The 20,397-nt window shown below is 44.4% G+C and carries 7 protein-coding genes; 4 read left to right on the forward strand and 3 right to left on the reverse strand.

Annotated features, from left to right (window positions below):
* Nucleotides 1-61: 61 nt before the first annotated feature.
* The gene (locus P1X15_RS12030) at nt 62-2,299 is read right to left on the reverse strand and encodes a sodium-translocating pyrophosphatase (protein ID WP_277338369.1); all 2,238 of its coding nucleotides are present in this window, start codon (nt 2,297-2,299) and stop codon (nt 62-64) included.
* A 340-nt stretch (nt 2,300-2,639) separates the two neighbouring features.
* Between P1X15_RS12030 and P1X15_RS12035 the strand changes: the two genes are divergently transcribed.
* The 4 genes from P1X15_RS12035 (at nt 2,640) to dnaE (ending at nt 8,136) form a co-directional block, all read left to right on the forward strand.
* A complete protein-coding gene (locus P1X15_RS12035; RefSeq protein ID WP_028666477.1) occupies nt 2,640-3,053 on the forward strand; it encodes an element excision factor XisH family protein in 414 nt (137 codons plus the stop codon).
* Nucleotides 3,041-3,382, forward strand: a complete 342-nt coding sequence (locus P1X15_RS12040; RefSeq protein ID WP_277338370.1) for a XisI protein — start codon at nt 3,041-3,043, stop codon at nt 3,380-3,382. Before P1X15_RS12035 ends, P1X15_RS12040 begins: the two co-directional genes overlap by 13 nt.
* Before the next feature lie 24 nt (nt 3,383-3,406).
* Nucleotides 3,407-4,333, forward strand: a complete 927-nt coding sequence (locus tag P1X15_RS12045; protein ID WP_277338371.1) for a hypothetical protein — start codon at nt 3,407-3,409, stop codon at nt 4,331-4,333.
* Nucleotides 4,334-4,428: 95 nt separating this feature from the next.
* Complete coding sequence (dnaE, locus tag P1X15_RS12050) at nt 4,429-8,136, forward strand: DNA polymerase III subunit alpha (RefSeq protein ID WP_277338372.1); 3,708 nt, start codon at nt 4,429-4,431, stop codon at nt 8,134-8,136.
* Nucleotides 8,137-8,208: 72 nt separating this feature from the next.
* On the opposite strand, the gene P1X15_RS12055 is transcribed toward dnaE, so the two are convergent.
* Nucleotides 8,209-19,518 carry a choice-of-anchor D domain-containing protein gene (locus P1X15_RS12055; protein WP_277338373.1) on the reverse strand — a complete coding sequence of 3,770 codons (11,310 nt, stop codon included), beginning with the start codon at nt 19,516-19,518 and terminating at the stop codon, nt 8,209-8,211.
* A 200-nt stretch (nt 19,519-19,718) separates the two neighbouring features.
* Nucleotides 19,719-20,315: a c-type cytochrome gene (locus P1X15_RS12060; protein ID WP_277338374.1), complete on the reverse strand. Its 597-nt coding sequence runs from the start codon at nt 20,313-20,315 to the stop codon at nt 19,719-19,721.
* Between the last annotated feature and the right edge of the window lie 82 nt (nt 20,316-20,397).

The following is a 20,397-nucleotide window of genomic DNA, read 5'->3' on the forward strand; positions in this document are numbered from 1 at the left end:
CAAAAAGCCTTATCTCTTCTATTTTGAGATAAGGCTTTTAATGTGGGTAAGCGTTCGAAAATTATTTTGATAAAGAAGTCAAAGTGGGTTTATCAAGTTTGAGGGCAGTAGCTTTGGTAAGAGAAGCTGACTGGTTTTCAACTTTGATTTCGACAGGTGCTTTGGTAGCATGGCTGTGACCACCTTTTACGGCAATGTACGGAGCAATCACCAACGATACGATAGACATCAATTTAATCAAGATGTTCATCGAGGGACCCGAAGTATCTTTGAAAGGGTCACCTACGGTATCTCCTGTCACGGATGCTTTGTGTGGCTCTGACTTTTTATAATACATCTGCCCGTCGATATTTACCCCTTTTTCAAATGATTTTTTTGCGTTGTCCCAAGCACCACCAGCGTTTGACTGAAAAATTCCCATCAATACACCTGATACAGTTACGCCTGCAAGTACTCCACCCAATACTTCAGGTCCCATAGTAAAGCCTACTAACACGGGTACAATCAGTGCAATAGCACCAGGTAAAATCATTTGCTTGATAGATGCCTCCGTAGAAATAGCCACGCATTTTTCGTATTCTGGTTCGGCTTTGTATTCCATAATGCCCGGAATCTCACGGAACTGACGACGTACTTCGTTTACCATTTCCATGGCCGCTTTTCCTACGGCTGAAATACACAATGCGCTGAAAATAAACGGAATCATGCCGCCTACAAACAAGCCCGCCAAAACGTCAGCTTTGTAAATATCAATTTGAGTAATGCCCGCAATTCCTACAAAAGCTGCAAACAATGCCAACGAAGTCAAGGCTGCCGACGCAATCGCAAATCCTTTACCAGTGGCAGCGGTAGTGTTACCTACGGCATCCAAATTGTCGGTACGGCCACGTACTTCAGAAGGCAATTGTGACATTTCGGCGATACCACCTGCGTTGTCGGCAATTGGACCGAAAGCATCAATCGCCAATTGCATCGCCGTAGTAGCCATCATACCCGCCGCTGCAATAGAAACACCATACAATCCAGCAAATTTGTAAGAAAGGATAATGCCCGCGGCCAAAGTAATAATAGGTAATACGGTCGACTCCATCCCTACAGCTAACCCACCGATGATATTGGTAGCGTGTCCAGTACCTGATTTTTCGATGATAGAAAGCACAGGACGCTTGCCCATGGCAGTATAGTATTCGGTGATATAAGACATAAGCGCACCTACTACCAACCCAACCACGATTGCTAAGAAAACCCCATTGGAAGTAAACGCAAAGCCACGGAGGTTGAGGGTTTCAGGTAAAATATTTTTTACCAAAAAATAAGACGCTATGAAAGTAATGATGATAGAAGCCCAGTTTCCGATATTCAAGGCATTTTGTACGGATGAAGTTTCGCTTTTGATACGCACAAAGAAAGTAGAAACCAGCGAAGCCAACAAACCAACACCAGCAATCAGCATAGGAAGTAACACAGGAGAAAAACCGCCGTAGTTGTCGGTTACGTCAATTTCTTGACCCAATACCATCGTTGCCAAAATGGTGGCTACATATGAGCCAAATAAGTCGGCGCCCATCCCCGCTACGTCGCCTACATTGTCGCCTACGTTGTCGGCGATAGTGGCAGGGTTGCGGACGTCATCTTCAGGAATACCTGCTTCTACTTTACCTACAAGGTCGGCTCCCACGTCGGCAGCTTTGGTGTAGATACCACCACCTACGCGCGCAAAAAGTGCGATGGACTCGGCTCCCAACGAAAATCCAGCCAAGACTTCGATAGCTGTTTTCATTTCGTCAGAAGTGAGGGGCTGGCCCGCAGCAAAAAGATTATAAAATAAAATGAACAAGCCACCCAAGCCCAAAACGGCCAAGCCAGCTACGCCCATGCCCATTACGGAGCCACCTGTAAATGATACTTCTAAAGCTTTGGAAAGAGACGTCCGTGCTGCTTGTGCCGTGCGAACATTGGCTTTGGTAGCGACTTTCATACCAATATATCCAGCCGTAGCCGACAGCAACGCCCCAATCAAAAAGGCGACGGCAATAAGAGGTGAGGAGTGGATGGGGTTTTCGGGCGTTCCTTCTTGGGTTCCCAAATACCCTAAAACAAGGGCGGTTGGAATGGCAAAATAGGCCAAGATTTTCCATTCAGCCTTCAAAAATGCGATGGCACCATCGGCAATATAGCCCGAAAGTTTTTGCATGTTGGCATCACCAGCAGGCTGGCTCGAAACCCAGTTGAAGCGCCAAGCGGTGTACAAAAGCCCAATAGCCCCAAAAGCCGGGACAAGGTAAACGATACTATTCATGCGAAGAGTTAAAAAGTTTAGTTGAATATTTATACAATAAAGTCGGGCAAATATAGCAGAACGTCCCACATTTCCACAATCCTAATCTTAGTTAATTGCTGATTTTGTATCGCTATTGTGCAATTTTAGGTTATGCCCTCTTTGCTAAACATAACTCTTATATAAGTTTTTCGTGATTTTTACCTTCATAGAAGCAAGATTGACATGGCGGCTAAGCCCTCGTGTCAACACACTACATCGCAATTTTAGCGCCTATCCTCTTCCGCTTTCTAGCAGAAAACCGTAACTTTGGATAGGAACTTGTATCATATGGAGTTATCGCAGAAGCTACCTATACTTTATGGCTAAAGACAAATACCATCAACTTGTAAAAAAGGCACTCATAACAGAAGGTTGGACTATCACTCATGACCCACTTTTCATACCTACTTTGAAAAGAACTATTCAAGTGGATTTAGGAGCAGAAAGATTAATTGGAGCAGAAAAAGGAAATCAACAAATTGCAATTGAAATAAAGAGCTTTATTGGCTTATCTGAAATTCATGAGTTTTATAAAGCCCTTGGGCAATTCAATTATTATCAACTCGCTATTGAAGAGACTCAACCACAACGGATATTGTTTCTAGCCGTCCCCTTGGATATTTATGATACTCTTTTTGAAGAGCCCCTAACTCTCAAGGTAATAGAGCGGTATCATCTGAAGATTATTGTTTATAACGTTAAAGAAGAAAAAATAGAAAAATGGATAAGCTAACTATTTATAAATCAGTCGTTCAGGGTATTATGGATACCATAGTAGAAGACTTCCAATCAGCGACTCAGCCCTTCCATATGCAAATGATTAAGGATGATGTCCATGGACAATACCTGCTTTTTCAAAATGACTGGCACAATGAACGCCGATTGTACGGGCCAATTTTACACATGGAAGTCGCATCCTCTGGCAAAGTTTGGATTCATTATGATGGTACCGACCTAGTGGTAGCAGAGCAATTGCTCGAAGCAGGTATTCCAAAAGAAGACATCGTACTGGGTTTTCGTTCACCTGTGGTTCGGCCCGATACGGGATTTGCGGTGGCATAGATTAAAAATTAATAGGCAGATTTTATGATATTTTTATTTGACATCATTTTTCAATCTGGTGAATTTTCAGGTGATGACAACTCTTTTTGGACAGATTTGTTGGTTGGTATCTTAGGTGCAGGTGTCGGAGCCTACACTACTATTTGGGTTTATCTTCAATCACTGAAAAAAGAGAAACTAAAAGAAGAAATTAAGAAAAAAGAATTTGAGAAAGACAAACTTAGATATTTGCAACATTTGATAAATAAATCCTTATCTACCATAGAGCATTTAATTACTGGTTTGGACAAGTTCATTCAAACTATTGAAGAAGATAATATTACTTTTCCGGAACTAATATCAGCCTCTCTACATGATTTAGAACGCATCGTTCATCGTATAAATCAAGAAGAACATTATCATTCTTATTTAAATCAGTTAAAAAATGATGATATAGCTGTCATCTTCGGGATTATAGATTATTTTTATGACTCTTATAATGAGATAAGAAAATCTTTAGAAAAATCTCAGAAATTTGATTTCGACCGCAAACAGGAATATACAAAACTAGTATATGAAGTTAGAAAAATGGTGGCGTCTAAGTTAGGAGAGCTAAAAAAGGACAAGAATCCCTATTTGGATTTCTACGAAACATTAAATCGCCTTCTTGTAAAACATATTAATGAGACAAAACAAAATCCAACAAATCTTGAGTTGATTCAAAAAAACTTAATTCAGCCACTTCTTGAGTTATGGAAAGATAACAAAGAAATGAGCCAAGAAATAGACTTTGATGAAATTGTAAATAATGTAAGTAATGCCAATAAAATGTTATTCCCAATAAAAGAAAATAATAAAAGTGTGGCTATTGACTTACAAGATTACTCAAATGATTTTAAGAAAAATCTTGAAATACTAAAAGAAAAATATAAACCCCTTAACAGTTTTATAGAAAATTTGTCTCAGAAATAAACTTCTGAAGTTTCCACTTGTATCACAAGCTCTAAAAATGTGCGTTGATAACGCACTAAAATCCAATCTAAGGTACAGACTTTAACGTAGTTGATATGCAATTCTCCCACCTCCACTGCCACACCCAATACTCGCTACTCGACGGGGCGGCAGATATTAAGAAACTGTTTAAAAAGGCCAAAGCCGACGACATGCCCGCTATCGCCATTACCGATCACGGCAATATGTTTGGTGTATTTGAGTTTGTGGCCGAGGGACACAAACAAGGTATCAAGCCCATCGTGGGCTGTGAGTTTTATTTGGTAGAAGACCGCCATAAAAAACAGTTTACCAAAGAACAAAAAGACGTTCGCCGTCACCAATTGCTGTTGGCCAAAAACGCCGAAGGTTATCGCAACTTGGCCAAACTCTGCTCGCTGGGTTTTATTGAAGGTATGTACGGTAAATACCCGCGTATCGACAAAGAACTGCTCGTGAAATACCACAAAGGGCTTATTGCTACGACTTGCTGCATCGGGGCGAGTGTGCCGCAAGCCATCATAAAGAAAGGCGAAGAAGCTGGTCGCCAAGAGTTTAAGTGGTGGCTCGATTTGTTTGGGGATGATTATTACGTCGAAATCCAACGCCACGGTATCCGTGACCAAATCATTGCCAACGAAGCCTTGCTTAAATACGCCAAAGAGTTTAATGTCAAGGTGATATGTTCCAATGATAGTCACTACGTAGAACAAGACGACGCCAACGCCCACGATATTTTGTTGTGTGTCAATACGGGTGATAAGCAATCAACGCCTACCAACAAGGACTTTGACGACGAAAATCCGATGCCTAAGGGCACACGTTTTGCGTTTTTCAACGATGAGTTTTATTTCAAAACCAAAGACGAAATGCTCAAAACGTTCAGTGATTTGCCCGAATCGCTGGACAATACGCAAGAAATCGTTGACAAAGTAGAATTGTTAAAGCTCAATCGGGATATTTTGTTGCCCAATTTCCCGATTCCTGAAGAGTTTAAAAAGCACAGTATTTCGCAAATGATTGAGTTCAACGGCAGAATGAAAGAACTCACCGCCGATGTACTTAATCAGTGGGAATACCTCAAACACTGGACATTTGAAGGCGCACGCCAGAAATACAAAGAAATTACGCCAGAGGTAGAAGACCGCCTCAACTTTGAGCTGAATACCATCAAAAACATGGGTTTCCCTGGCTACTTCCTTATCGTTGCCGACTTTATCCAAGCGGGGCGCGACATGGGCGTACTCATTGGGCCAGGGCGGGGTTCGGCGGCAGGAAGTGCCGTAGCGTATGCCATCGGAATTACCAACATTGACCCCATCAAGTACGACCTGCTTTTTGAGCGTTTCTTGAATCCCGACCGTATCTCCATGCCCGATATTGATACTGACTTTGACGACGAAGGCCGCCAACGGGTGATTGATTATGTAGTGCAGAAATACGGTAAAAACCAGGTAGCTCAAATCATTACTTACGGTACAATGGCCGCCAAATCGTCGATTAAAGACGTGGCGCGTGTGATGGATTTGCCGCTACAAGAAGCCAATGCTGTGGTAAAACTTGTGCCTGATAAGCCAACCTATGGCATGAACCTCGACAAGGTTTTCAAAGTGCCTCTCGAAAAAATGGCGGAAGTTGTAACACCCGACGAGGTAGAAAACTTGAAGAAGTTGCGTGAAATGCTGAAAGGCAACGACTTGACAGCCAAGGTTCTTAAAGAAGCTCAAAAACTAGAAGGAACCGTCCGCAACGTAGGTATTCACGCCGCCGGGATTATCATTGCGCCTTCTGATTTAACAGATTTGATTCCTGTTAGTACCTCCAAAGAATCTGACTTACTGATTACCCAATACGAAGGAAAAATCATTGAAGATGCGGGGGTCATCAAGATGGACTTCTTGGGGTTAAGAAACTTGACCATCATCAAGGAAGCCCTTCGGATGATTGAGGCCAACCACGGGGTTAAAATAGAGATTGATTATATTCCGTTGGATGATGTCAAGGTTTTTGAATTGTTCCAAAGAGGTGATACCAACGCCGTTTTCCAGTTTGAATCCGACGGGATGAAAAAGTACATGCGCGAACTCAAACCTGACCGTTTTGAAGACCTTATCGCCATGAACGCACTCTATCGCCCAGGGCCGATTGCCTACATTCCTAACTATATCAACCGAAAGCATGGACGCGAAAAAATAGAATATGACCTTCCTGAAATGGAAGAGTATCTGTCTGATACTTACGGGATTAACGTTTATCAAGAGCAGGTGATGCTGCTTTCTCAAAAGTTGGCAGGTTTTACCAAAGGTGATGCCGACGTGCTTAGAAAAGCAATGGGTAAGAAACAGATCGAAACCCTGAATAAGCTTAAAAGTAAGTTTTTGGAAGGGGGACGAAAAAACAACCTCGACGAGAAAAAACTCGATAAAGTCTGGACAGACTGGGAAGCTTTTGCGTCTTATGCCTTCAACAAATCGCACTCTACCTGCTACGCCTTTGTAGCCTACCAAACGGCCTATCTCAAAGCCCATTATCCTGCCGAATACATGGCGGCGGTCTTGACAAGCTCATTGGGCAACATCGAAAAAATTACGTTCTTCCTCGAAGAATGTAAAGCTCTCGGAATTCCTGTGTTGGGACCCGACGTCAACGAATCGGAACGTCGTTTTGGTGTAAACAAAAGAGGCGAAATTCGTTTCGGATTGGGCGGAATCAAAGGAACAGGCGACGCCGCCGTAGAGAGTATCATTGAAGAACGAACCAAAAACGGCCCTTACAAAGACCTTTTTGATTTCATTACTCGGGTGAACTTACGAACTGTTAATAAGAAAACCATCGAATCGTTGGCCTATGCGGGAGCGTTTGACTTGTTTGAAGAATACCACCGCGCGCAGTACTTTACAGCTGCTGACGGCGAACAGCAAAACTTAATTGAAAAACTCATCAAATACGCTAATGCTGTTCAAGCTGATAAATCCAATGCACAGGCGTCGTTGTTTGGTGGTTTTGGTGGAAGTGGTGCCGACATTGCCAAACCCAAAGCACCTAATGTCGAACGGTGGAGTGACATTGAGCGGTTGCGTTTTGAAAAAGATGTGGTTGGTTTCTACATTTCGGGTCACCCGCTTGATATGTATCGTTTGGAATTGACTAACTTCTGTACCTGTACCCTCGACAAAGTAATGGCTACCTCCGAAGTCCCTGACAGCACTGATGGGGATGAAGAAAGCGATAGCCCCGTTGTAGCCAATGTAGAAATTGGCGGGCGCCCGTTGTTGTTTGGGAAAGATATTACAGTGGCGGGAATTGTGAGCAGCAGTCAAGTCCGCACCACCAAAACAGGCAATCCTTTCTGTATTTTCAAACTTGAAGATTATGCGGGTTCGATGGAGATGGCGCTTTTTGGAGAAGATTTTGTGAAATTTTCGGCTTACGTACAAATGGGCCATTTCTTGTTTGTGAAAGGAAAAATTCAGAACCGTTGGAAACAAGAAGACCAATACGAGTTCAAAATATCTTCGATGCAACTTCTGAATGAGGTACGTGAAAAGCTAACAAAAGAGATCAAACTTCAATTAGATTTAGAAATGATTGATGGGCCACTTGTTAGCAAGCTCAACGAAGCCGTTCAAGCCTACCCTGGCCACTGCGCACTCACGGTTTCGGTGGTGGATCATCAAAGTCGGACGGAGGTGAAACTTCAATCTAGAACGCATAAAGTAGCTCCTACTAATGAGTTTTTTAAACTTTTAGAAAGTATGGGTGGGGTTAGATTTTCGGTCAATTAAAAATTAGGTTTTGATAAAAAAAGCCCTTCCAATGTCATGCTGGAAGGGCTTTTTAGTGTATAAGGGCACCCGCTAGTTTGCTTTGATAATTTTTAGCGTAATGCTTTTTTCAATCCCTTGTAAACGAATCAAATAAGTGCCCGGCTTTAAACCTTCAAGAGATATTTTTTCTTGATGCGATGCTGAAATAGTCTCAAACTTATTTTCTTTAATTGAGGAACCCTTCAAGTCAATGAGTTTCCACTGAATCGTTTGATTGTCTTGTCCTTTTATCAAAACAGTAGCAAAAGAATTCACCACTGGATTGGGAGCGATAGTAGCCCACTCTTTAATTTCAGTACTTTCAATAGGACTATTTTCTTTATTGGCGACTCTGGCATTGCAATTAGTGACAGAGACGGTTTTAGAACCAGTCATGTTTCTGTTACAAGAAGAATTGGCATCGGTGGCTATTACGGTGTAGGTACCAGCTAAGGTTTGGTTTCCAAAAGAAATAGCGCTACCTGTTCCTGCTATGGGATTGCCAATGTTAGTATTGGCTCTGCGCAATTGATAATTCATCCCCGTTTGAGAGCTACTTAGGCCAATGGCTACGCCATTTCCACCGTTGCAATAACTTCCCCCCCCAGTGAGAGTAAAGACATTGGGCGTCTGTCCGAGATTGATTGTAGCAGATCCATTCATATTGGTCAAGCAAGCTCCTCCTTCCACAAACGCTTCGACCGTGTACGTACCAGCTTCAGTGATGGTGGAAAATACGAGGTTGTTGCCTGTTCCAAGGATAGGTTCTCGGAAGTTTTGGTTGTCTTTTTTAAGTTGGTAAATTACTCCGACTTGTGACCCGTTGAGAACGATAGCAGCGGCAGGTGTGTTGCCCGAACTACTAGCACATAGGGTAGTTCCACCTTGCAAATTAAATACAGTCAGTGATATAAGAGTTGCGTTGATAGTCTGCTGCTGAGAAGAAGCCGAACAAGTCATACTGTTTTTCAATCTCACTTGGAAGGTATAATTCCCTGAGGCAAGTCCACTGAAAGTATTGCTTTCTTGCCAGTTGGTTCCGTCTTTAGAATATTCGAGTGTTCCCGTTCCTGAAGCGTTGACAACGGCGGTACCCGTGTTGGTAGCACAAGTAGGCTGGGTCAAGTTGACGCTGGAAATGGTTGGGGCGTTTGGTACGGGGTTGACAGTCTGCTGCTGAGAAGAAGCCGAGCAAGAGGTATTATTCTGCAACCTTACTTGGAAGGTATAATTACCCGATGCGAGGTTGGTAAAAGTATTACTTTCTTGCCAGTTAGTACCGTTTTTAGAATATTCCAGAGTACCCGTTCCAGAGGCGTTGACGACGGCAGTACCGGTGTTGGTAGTACAAGTAGGCTGGGTTAGGTTAACGCTGGAAATGGTTGGGGCGTTTGGTACGGGATTAATGGTCTGCTGAGTCGAACTATTGCTGCAAGATGTATTATTCTGCAAACGTACTTGGAAAGTATAATTTCCTGCGGGGAGGTTGGCAAATGTGTTACTTTCTTGCCAGTTGGTCCCGTCTTTAGAATATTCAAGTGTTCCTGTACCAGAAGCATTGACGACGGCCGTACCCGTGTTGGTAGCACAAGTAGGCTGAGTCAAGTTAACGCTGGAAATGGTTGGGGCGTTTGGTACAGCGTTGATAGTTAGACTCAATATTTGTGAGACACATCCTGTTTGGGTGTTTTTAGCAGTTACTGAGTAAGTATTAGGCGAGAGTTGACTAAAAGTGGCACTTGTTTGATAACTCACACCATCAACACTATATTGAATATTGGCACCTGTTGGAGCGGTTACAGTAATAGTACCCGAAGAAGTAGCACAGTCAGGTTGAGCAGTGACAGAAGCCGTTGGCGCTGGGAAGGCACTACATCCTACCGTGATGACCACATCATTGCCGTCTCCACCCGTATAAGAAATAGTAGCGGGGAAGCTACTTCCTCGGAAGTTAGTAATGGTAGCACCTTGAGACAATCCATTAAAATTGCCTTGAATGGCGTCCGCCCCGTCATTGTTGATGATGATGAAGGTTTCGCTTCCTACAGGTGTGTAAGATCCAGTCATAACTAAATCTACTCCCGTCAAATTTACTTCGCCTTCGATACGAAGTTGTGAATAGGTACTACCTGTTCCGTCGCCAACGGTGGTACCGTTGAAGGTAATTTCTAAATTACTAGCACTGGCAAAGGAAAGTGTACTTGCGGTTGCATCGGTACCGTTGAAGGTAGGTTTGACTGACTTAGGTGAAGTACCTGGGTCAAGCAAAAGCGTGCCACCTCCCGTGTTTATCCCGGCTTCGCCAATGACCAGGTCGCTACCGCTGATGAGCTTGATATTGGTAGCTGCTGTACGACTAATCGCCCCGCTGACACTAATAGTACCACTGTTGGCATCGCCGATTTGAAGTTTTCCTGCCGTAATGCGGTCGAGTTCGGCATCCGAAAGGCTCAGTGGACCATCCAAAGCGTCGGTTTCTGCTCCTAAGTCAATGCTCACGCCATTGGTATAAGGGCGTAACGTTACTGTGCTTGAAGCGTTGGTATTAATTTCTGCGGTATTTTTTATATTGATACTGTTGGCAATAAAGGTAATATCCCCTCCTGCGGCGGCCGTAGTAATCTGCCCTCCAAAGAATGATTCAATCTCAATACCTACTCCGCTACCCCCTTCAATGCCTGTTATAGTGATGGCACCTCCTGTGGTGCTATTGACAGTCCTGCGAATATATACCCCTTTATTATTGGGGCCAGTTGAGCTTCCAGCCGTTCCTTGAATGTTGATTGCTTTCCCATTCCCCGCCGTAACGGTGCCATCTAAGTCCACCCCTAAGCTTCCATTGGATGCTGTAGCGTCAGCTCCTCCTACGCCAATAATAGTAATAGTGCCATCATTGGTTGTGACCAAGTTACCAACTTCTACCCCATCGCTAAACGACTGGTTGGCACCCGTACCTTCTATGTAAATAGTACCTGTACCCCCCGCAAGGACTTTTCCACTTAGGCCAATGCCCGTATTGCCCGTAGAATTATTGAATGAACCATTGGCTCCTTGCCCACCCTGACCAATGAGTCGGATATTACCGTTATTGGTACTAATTTGGCTATTAGAATCATCAAGCTGAAGGCCATAATTAAACGAAGCGGTGCTTGGTGAGCTACTGCCAATACCCTGTACCGTTACATTTCCAGTTCCTCCCGCCGCAATACGGCTATTAGCATCCAGTAAGACACCTGTATTAGCGCTACCGGTGCTTGCTCCTCCTGCTTGGCCTGTAACGCTAATGTGGCCATTGGTAGAAGTGATGGCACTCGATGTTAGAAAAACACCTTGATGGTATCCATCTGTACCAGTTCCGCCAGTGCCTAGCACCGTTACAGTTCCTGATCCACCCGCAGAAATTAGTCCTGAACTTTCAAGATAGACTCCATGGTTGGAGGTCTTACTGCCCCCACCTTGGCCTGTTACGCTTACATTTCCTCCTGAAGAGGTGATGGTGCCTGCATCAAGGTGTACCCCAAATGTATAACCGTCGGTCTGGCTAGCTCCTGTGCCTTGTACCGTCACCGTACCCGTCCCGCCTGCGGTAATCATCCCAGAGGATTCGACTGCAACACCGTGTTGGTTATAACCGCCTGGAATGCCATCTCCTTGGCCTACAACACTCACATTTCCCCCCAAAGAAGTAATTTTAGAATTTGTACCAGTGACCAACACGCCAATGTTTTCATTGCCAGCGGCAGTACCACCTGTTCCCGTTACCGAAAGCGCGGCGGTTCCTCCTTCAATGATACCACCATTGCTCACCGAAATTCCTGCTTTGTAGCCAGAAACTCCGCTTTTTCCTTTGATAGTGGCTTGCCCACTGCCCGTTACTTTTAGCGAGCCGCCATTGACATCAACACCAGCAAAATCGCCCGATGAAGGCGTCGCTTGCTTGTTGGCTTCTACCACTAAGTTGCCGTTTTGGGTAATTAGGCTACTGCCCGTATTTGCAATCACATTTTTGCTCACCTTGAGTGTAGCTGTGCCCGTTCCTGAAAGTAAGAGGTTGGCGTCAACTGCAAACGTAACGGCATCCACTCCCGGATTGGCATCATCGTTTTGTAAGTCAAGATCAAGATTGGCGTTAGTGGCGAAAGTGATGTCTCCGTTAAAATTCACTTGGTCGTCGCCTGTGCCGCCATTGATGGTCAGCGAGGGAAGAACCTCGCTGCTGAAGGCTCCCACGTTGATAATATCACTACCGTTAGCAGTATTTACGGTGATGCTTTGTAAACCACTCAGGGCTACATCGGCGGGGAAGTTGGTGGTAATACCACTGTTTAAACTAAACTTCTTACCTGTCACATTGAAACGAATGTTACTACCATTTTGGCTAATGTCCAGTATCTCCCCGGTGCCTGTTACGTCTATGATGACCAGATTGTTGCCCGTAGTAGTGATTGTGTAGTCGGGTTGGCTACTTGCCACTGTTATTACCACATCATTGTTGTCCGAACCTCCCGTATATGAAATTGTTGCATTCAGGCCACTACCTCTAAAATTAGAAATCGTCGCTCCTTGGGCTAGACCATTGAATGTACCCACGATAGCATCCGTATCGTCGTTGTTGACAATGGTGAAGGTTTCGCCGCCAGTGGGGGTGTACGAACCAGAAAAGGCAAGGTTAAGACCCGTCAAATTTACCTCACCTGCCACGTTTAGCTGTGAATAGGTATTACCTGTTCCGTCCCCAATAGTGGTACCGTTGAGGGCAATTTCTAAATCACTAGCACTGGCAAAAGAAAGTGTACTGACCGTAACGTCTGTATCGTTGAAGGTCGGTTTTACAGCTTTGGGTGACGTGCCTGGGTCGAGTAACAGCGTACCGCCGTTGGTATTGATACTTCCGCCACTGATGATGACATCGCCGCCGCTGATGAGTTCCATGTTGGTAAGCGTTGGGCGAGTAATTCCAATCCCAACGGTGATATCGCCCATCGTAGCATCACCTACGACAAGCGTACCCGTGCTGATTCTGTCAAGTTCAAGATCCGATAAAATAAGGGGGCCATTTGCACCATCAGGGGCAAAAGAAAAATCAATCGCCGTACCTGCCGTGAAGGGCTTGAGGGTTACACGGCCTGACGAATTAGTACGAATGTCAGGGGAATCCACTATTCGTAAACTGTTGGTAATGATTGCAATATTACCGCCATTTACTTCCGTGGTAATGCTAGAGACGGGAGCCCCGCCTTGTTTTGACATATAAATACCGTAAGTCGAACTTCCGCCGCCTGATTTTCCCGTGAGCGCAATATTCCCTCCCGCAGACTTAACCAAGCCTTCCAATGCTATTCCATGGTTTGAGACACCAGTAGCTAATCCGCCTTCGCCCGTGATAGTCACAGTGCCAGTACCTCCAGCTGAGATTTCGCCACTTTGGCTCATCGAAAGTCCATAGTTCAATTGGCTAGTTCCGCTGCCTCCGCCGTAGGCATTGACCGTGACATTCCCGCCAACTGAAGTGATTTTAGCCGAACCTTGTATGGAAACTCCTACGTTAAAATCTCCAGTTGAGAGGGTAGCACCTCGCCCAGTGACAGTAATTGCTCCTGTTCCCGCAGAGGTAATTTGTCCAGAAAGGGCAATCCTTACCCCTTCGTTACCGACACTAGTACCATTCGTTCCTCCTCCCGTTCCTTCCACGTTTACTGCTCCCCCCAAAGAGGTTATACTGGCCGTACTTCCTTGAATGAGAATACCATAGTTACTATTTCCACTCGAAGCACCGCCGTTGCCAATTACCGTGACGGTATTATGACCTCCATTGATCACTCCTCCAAAATTTAAACTAATACCTACCTGATTACCTGATGCGTCGTTCCCTCCTGTTCCTTTGACCGTCATAGTACCTGAACCTAGGACTTGTAATTGAGTATTAGTAACCATAGATATACCGATAAAATTACCAGTGGTAGGACTTGCTTGTTGGTTTGCTTCTACTGTGAGGTCACCATTGTTCGTTCCGAGCGTGCTCCCATTATTGAAAACTACATTTTTGCTTACTTTGAGAGTAGCCGCTCCTGTTCCTTGAAGTATTATGTTAGCATTAATCGCAAACGTAATGGCATCTACTCCTGGGCTAACATCATCGTTCTGCAAGTCTACATCAAGGTTGGCATTTGTAGCAAAAGTGATGTCTCCGTTCATATTGACTTGGTCGTCGCCTGTGCCGCCATTGAGGGTTAATGAGGGAAGAAGGTCGCTACTGAAGGCTCCCACATTGATGATATCATTGCCGTTGGCGGTGTTTACAGTGATGATTTGTAAGCCACTCAAAGGTACATCCGCAGGGAAGTTGGTGGTAGTACCATTATTCAAACTAAAGTTCTTGCCAGTCACATTGAAACGAATGTTACTACCATTTTGGCTAATGTCCAGTGTCTCCCCGGTGCCTGTTACGTCTGTGATGACCAGATTGTTGCCCATAGTAGTGATTGTGTAGTCGGGAGATAAGCAGCTAAAATCTTGTGCATCACCCGTGATAGTCCAGCCTTTGTTGGTTATCAGATTGGTACGAGCTGCTTGGGCAGCACAGTATTTGAGTGGTGAGGCATTACTAAGGTTTTTATTTGAGTAACCCCCGTTGTCCCAACCCGTGAGCGTCGCATCGTAGTTAGCCACCGACAAACCCGAATTTTTGAGCATATCGGTCATGACCGTCACTGCGCTGAGGTTCAACGACCCTAGATTCTGGTTAAAAGCCGTAGCACGCTCAAACATAGAACGCATAGTTGTCACCACAGTCGTGTTAAAACTACTCGGTAAGGGTTGATTGAAAGCACTACAGCCATTAAACATAAAAGCCATGTCTGTTACAGAAGCGGTAGTAAAGCTACTCGGGAAGGGTTGGTTATAAGAACTACAGCCTAAAAACATTCCATTCATATCCGTCACAAGTGACGTATTAAAACTACTTGGTAAGGCTTTGTCATAGGCACTACAATTAGCAAACATAGTCCTCATATTCGTCACTCGCTCTGTATTAAAGCTATTAGGTAAGTCTTGATTATAGGCTGTACAGCCACTAAACATTCCGTACATATCCGTAACAAGCGATGTATTAAAACTACTCGGCAAAGCTTTGTTGTACGTACTACAGTCTAGAAACATAGTCCTCATATTCGTCACCCGCTCCGTATTAAAGCCACTAGGTAAGTCTTGATTATAGGCTGTACAAAGACTAAACATGGCAGACATATTCGTTACAAGCGAGGTATTAAAGCTAGTCGGCAGGGCTTGGTTGTACGAACTACAGCCTTGAAACATTCCACCCATATTCGTTACAAGCGAGGTATTAAAACCTTCGGGTAACGCTTGGTTAAAGGAGGTACACCCTGCAAACATAAAACTCATGTCTGTAACGGCGGAAGTATTTGGCACATCCGTAGCGTTGAGTACCATATTTTCACAGCCCCGAAAAGCATTATTCATACTCGTCCAAGCAATACTACCCCATTGGTCGATCGATAGCAACTTGAGTTTATCACCACTGTCAAAAAATTGAATACTCGGAAAATTTCCCCGAATGGCCACCGTATAAGTTCCCGCTGTACCGTAGTTGTGGGTTACACTGCCCGTCAAACCAAATTCATCAAACATACCATCGTTGTTCCAGTCCACGTCGTAGTTGTAGCCCGTACCCGTGGTCGGAATTGTGATGGAAGTACTGTTGGATGTACCTGTATTGTCGGTTTTCCAAGTGGTAATAAAAGGCTTCCCTCCGTAGCCTTGAACGGCAAAATCGTAAGTTCCCTCTCCTAAATCATTGTTCAGAATCCTTACTGTAGCGGTCCGTAAACCTTCTGCTGAGGGATTGAACGTGACGACAAATGTAGTAGATTGCCCCGCGCTGATCGTAGCAGGCAAAGTAATCGCACTTACCGTAAAATCGCTAGCATGAGTTCCTGTTACGCTGATTGCCCCTGCGTTTAGTTGGAGGTTACCAGTAGCACCAGTTACGTTTTGAATCGTAAAGGTATGACTAACCGACCCTGATGCTACATCTATTATGCCAAAGTCAGTATCATCAACCCCCGATGGCGTTAAATCACCATCTGCGATATTTTGACCAAGTCCTGTAACGTTTATTTCGGGAGAAACACCAATTGCCTGAACGTTAAAAGTATAAGGGGATTTGTCAGAATCATTGCTTTGAATACTGATTGTTGCAGTTCTAAACCCATTACCGCTAGCGTCTATTATGACAGGAAAAGTGGCTGAACCGCCAGGTTCGATGGTGAGAGGTAATGACACATTTCCGATGCCAAAATCCGCAGCTCCTGACTTCGTAATGCCATTTGCTGGAATGATCAAATCAGCCGTTCCCATATTCTGAATGGTGAACGTACGCACGACTGGTTCTGTTAAAGAAATATCAATGTTACCAAAATCAGTACCATCTTCGGTTCTAGGTGAGGTATCGCCATTGTCAATAGTTAAATCATTGCCTTTGATATTGATATTAGAAACGGCAGGTGCTGCCACCGTAATCACTACGTCGTTATTATCAGTTCCTCCCGTATAACTAATCGTCGCATTGAGGCCACTTCCTTGGAAGTTAGAGAGGGTAGCTCCCTCAGCCAAACCATTGAACGTACCTACGATAGCATCCGTACCGTCGTTGTTGACAATGGTGAAGGTATTTCCAGCAACAGGGACGTAGCTACCCGAAAGTACCAAGTTCAACCCTGTTAAATCAATCGTCCCCTGTATATTCAACTGGTCATACTCTGTATTGACCGTTGTGCCACCGATGGCGATATTAAGGTTATTGCCAGAAGTAAAAGAAATGGAATTCCCACTCAAGTCCACGGTTGGGGACTTAGGATTTATCCCACCAGCTGCATTAATAGCAATATTACCCGTGCCCGCCCCAAATGACTGATTCAGGTTTAGTGCTTGCCCAGTAGTGAAATAAACATTGCCAGCAGAGTGGGTAATGGCTTCATCCACATTAATAACGCCCGTGTTGGCATCCCCTAAATGAATAGCTCCTCCTGTAATATTATCAAATTCAAGATCAGAGATGGTTATTGGCCCTCCAACCACGTCACTGGTAGAAACAAAGTTAATACCTACCCCATTAGTCAATGGCAAAAAAGTAACTTTGTTAGACAAATGGCTTGTTATTAATGTCAGCGTGTTAGATTCTGAGGCAAAACTATTAGTTCTCAGCAGTATATCTCCCCCATTGGTAGAAGTATTGATTTCTCCATCTGATCCGCCATAAATGGTGTTTGAAATAGCAATTCCGTAAGACCCAGTGCCACCACCTTCTTTACCCGTAACTATTACATTCCCTCCACCACTCGTAATTAGGCCATATAAAATAACACCATTATTATAGCTACCCGTACCCACTCCGCCTTCACCATTAAGCGTTAGTGTGCCCATTCCACCAGATGAAACTGAAGCATTAGATGAAATAACAATACCATTACTTCGAGGTGTATTTCCTGAACCACCTCCATAGCCATTGATGGTGAGATTACCTCCAGCAGTAGTTACTTCCCCTTCGAATATTCCAACTCCAGTTAATGACTCCTCAGCATTATTTAAACTTCCTCTTCCTGTGATAGTAACATTTCCTGTACCACCTGCCGAGATAGTACCACGGACATATACGCCATCATAAGCTAAGCCCGCCCCCCCACTGTTGGTTCCAGTACCGTTTCCTGTTCCATTTATGATAATATTACCACCTGTTGACCTAATTTCACTCAATGCGATCATACCAACTCCATAACTTCCAAAACTGCTCGTAGGGCCACCGACGCCTTCTACCGTTACGGTATTGGTTCCTCCTATTATTTTTCCGCCCCTCCCCATATAAATGCCATAGGTAGTACGACCAATATCCCCCCCCTTCCCTTTTACTGTCAGTAGCCCACTGCCAGTCACCTGAAACAACGAATTCAGGCCATCTAGCCGTACCCCCGCAAAATTACCGCTAGTAGGTGTACCTTGCTGATTGGCTTCTACAAGGAGATTACCGTTGGCGGTCGTTAGCCCTCCGCCTGTGTTTACAAAAACATTCTGACTTACTTTTATGGTAGCGCTACCCGTTCCAGCTAAAATCACATTCGCATTGGTGCCAATGTTCACCACATCTTTACCAGGAGAAGCGTCATCATTTTGTAGATCTAAATCAAGATTTGCATTTGCCGCAAAAGTGATGTTACCATTCATATTCACAATGTCATCGTCAACACCACCATTGATTGTCAAACTGGGTAATGAGGAGGTAAACGCTCCGACAGTGATAATGTCATTGCCCGCATTTGTATTGACGACAATGCCTGTATTACTAGAAATGGGTATGTCAGCAGGCGTCGTGAATGGCGTAACAGCACCACCGTCAATGCTGTATGTTCTCCCTGAGACAAAAAACCGTACATTTGAGTTACTCTCACTTACCTCTATGGTTTCGCCATTGCCACTGACATCAGTGATAGTTACCGTATTATTGGCGGTAGAAATTGTATAATCGGCCGACGACGAAGGGGTTGTTCCTATTCCTTCAATAGCAAACGTATAAGGATTTTCGTCTTCATCATCATTGGCAATGGTCAGAAGTGCAGTCCGTACCCCGTTTCCCGAAGGATTAAATGTTATTTGAAACGTTGTGGATTGAGAACGTGCTATGGGTGACGACGGCGCCGCAGTCAGCGAAAAATCAGAGGCATGGCTGCCCGAAATCGCTACTTTGGGGGTTCCCGTAAGATTAAGTGTTGCAAGGTCATTATTGTCAATGGTAAAAGTGCGAACTATCGAGCCTCCTGTTACAAATTCTGCCCCAAAATGAGTATGATTATTGGTAATAGGCGTTGAGCTACCGTTCGCAATTGGATTACCATTTCCGAAAACATCCATCTCAGGCTGCATGCCAGTCCCCAAAAGATTAATCCTAAATGGGCTTTCGTCTGGGTCATTGCTGGTGATAGTAACTGTCGCTGTTCTTCTATTTGCAACGGATGGATTAAAGGTAATTCTTAAGGTAGTAGTGGCATTGGGGGCAAGTGTAGTGCTGGGCGAATTGCTGACTGTAAAATCACTCGCCTCTGTTCCAGTGATTTCAATCGATGAAATAGTAAGCGTACCAGTTCCCCTGTTTTCAATGGTAAACTCGGTATTCGGCGTAGCATTATTTACAGCAACTAAGCCAAAAGATGTTCCATAAGTAGTATTTGCACTAGCATTATTGGGAATGCTAGTCATAAAATATTTGACATTAATATCGGGGGATTGAGCTAATGAGTTAAAGCTAGCTATGATACTAACCCAAAATGTCAGTATTGTAAAAAAGTTTTTCATTGGTAGAAAATTTAAAACGAGTTCAACATGAATCGGTAGTAGAAAAAGGAGGTAGAAACATTTCGTCAAACATTTCCGTAATCCTCCTTCCCTTTCTACCACGAAAGTGTCAGCCAAAACAGTCCCGAAAAGACAAGGCTATCGCCAAGCCCTCCCAAAAGGAGGGGCTCAAAACGAGAGAATTACGTCAAGAATGGGAGTTACTGCAACTTATCAGGTGCAATCGGTGCAGGGACTACATTGGAAACTGGCTTGGTGCTTTTTAAGTAAGCAAACACCGCTTTCATGTCTTCGTCGGCCATGTTGATGTAATTGGGCCAAGGCATAGGAGGCAACAAGGGGCGTGCGGTCGCAATGCCTTTTGATTTGCCTTGGGTGAGAGCGATTTTGAATTGTTCATACGACCAAGTTCCAATACCCGTAGGGTCGGAGGTGAGGTTGGCGGCAAAGCTCATGCCCCAAGGCCCAATGCTAGATGTACCGTCGCCTCCAAAAAGCATCCAACCATTTTTCAAAGCGTCGGGGACATTCTTGCCCACAGGGCGGTCGGCCGGATAGCCCGATAGATGAAGCTCCGCAATAACCTCTGGCCCTTGAGGACCCATTTTTTTGGGAGAGTGGCAATCTTGACACCCTAAAATACCCACCAGATACTCGCCCCTTTTGATCATAGCCGAATCTGACAAAGGAGCTGTGGCAGCGGTATCGTGGGTGTCGTTAGCTGATTGGGTGCAGCTTAGTATGATGACCATCAAAAATAGAGCGAGTACGAGAGAGGAGTTGCGTAATGTGTTCATGACGAATGGTAAGATAAAAAACATGAGGGTTTATGAAAAAGAGAGAAAGATTATTATCAAGAAAATGGGGGTTAGAGATATT

The sequence above is a fragment of the Runella sp. MFBS21 genome, assembly GCF_029433105.1.
Lineage (GTDB): Bacteria > Bacteroidota > Bacteroidia > Cytophagales > Spirosomataceae > Runella.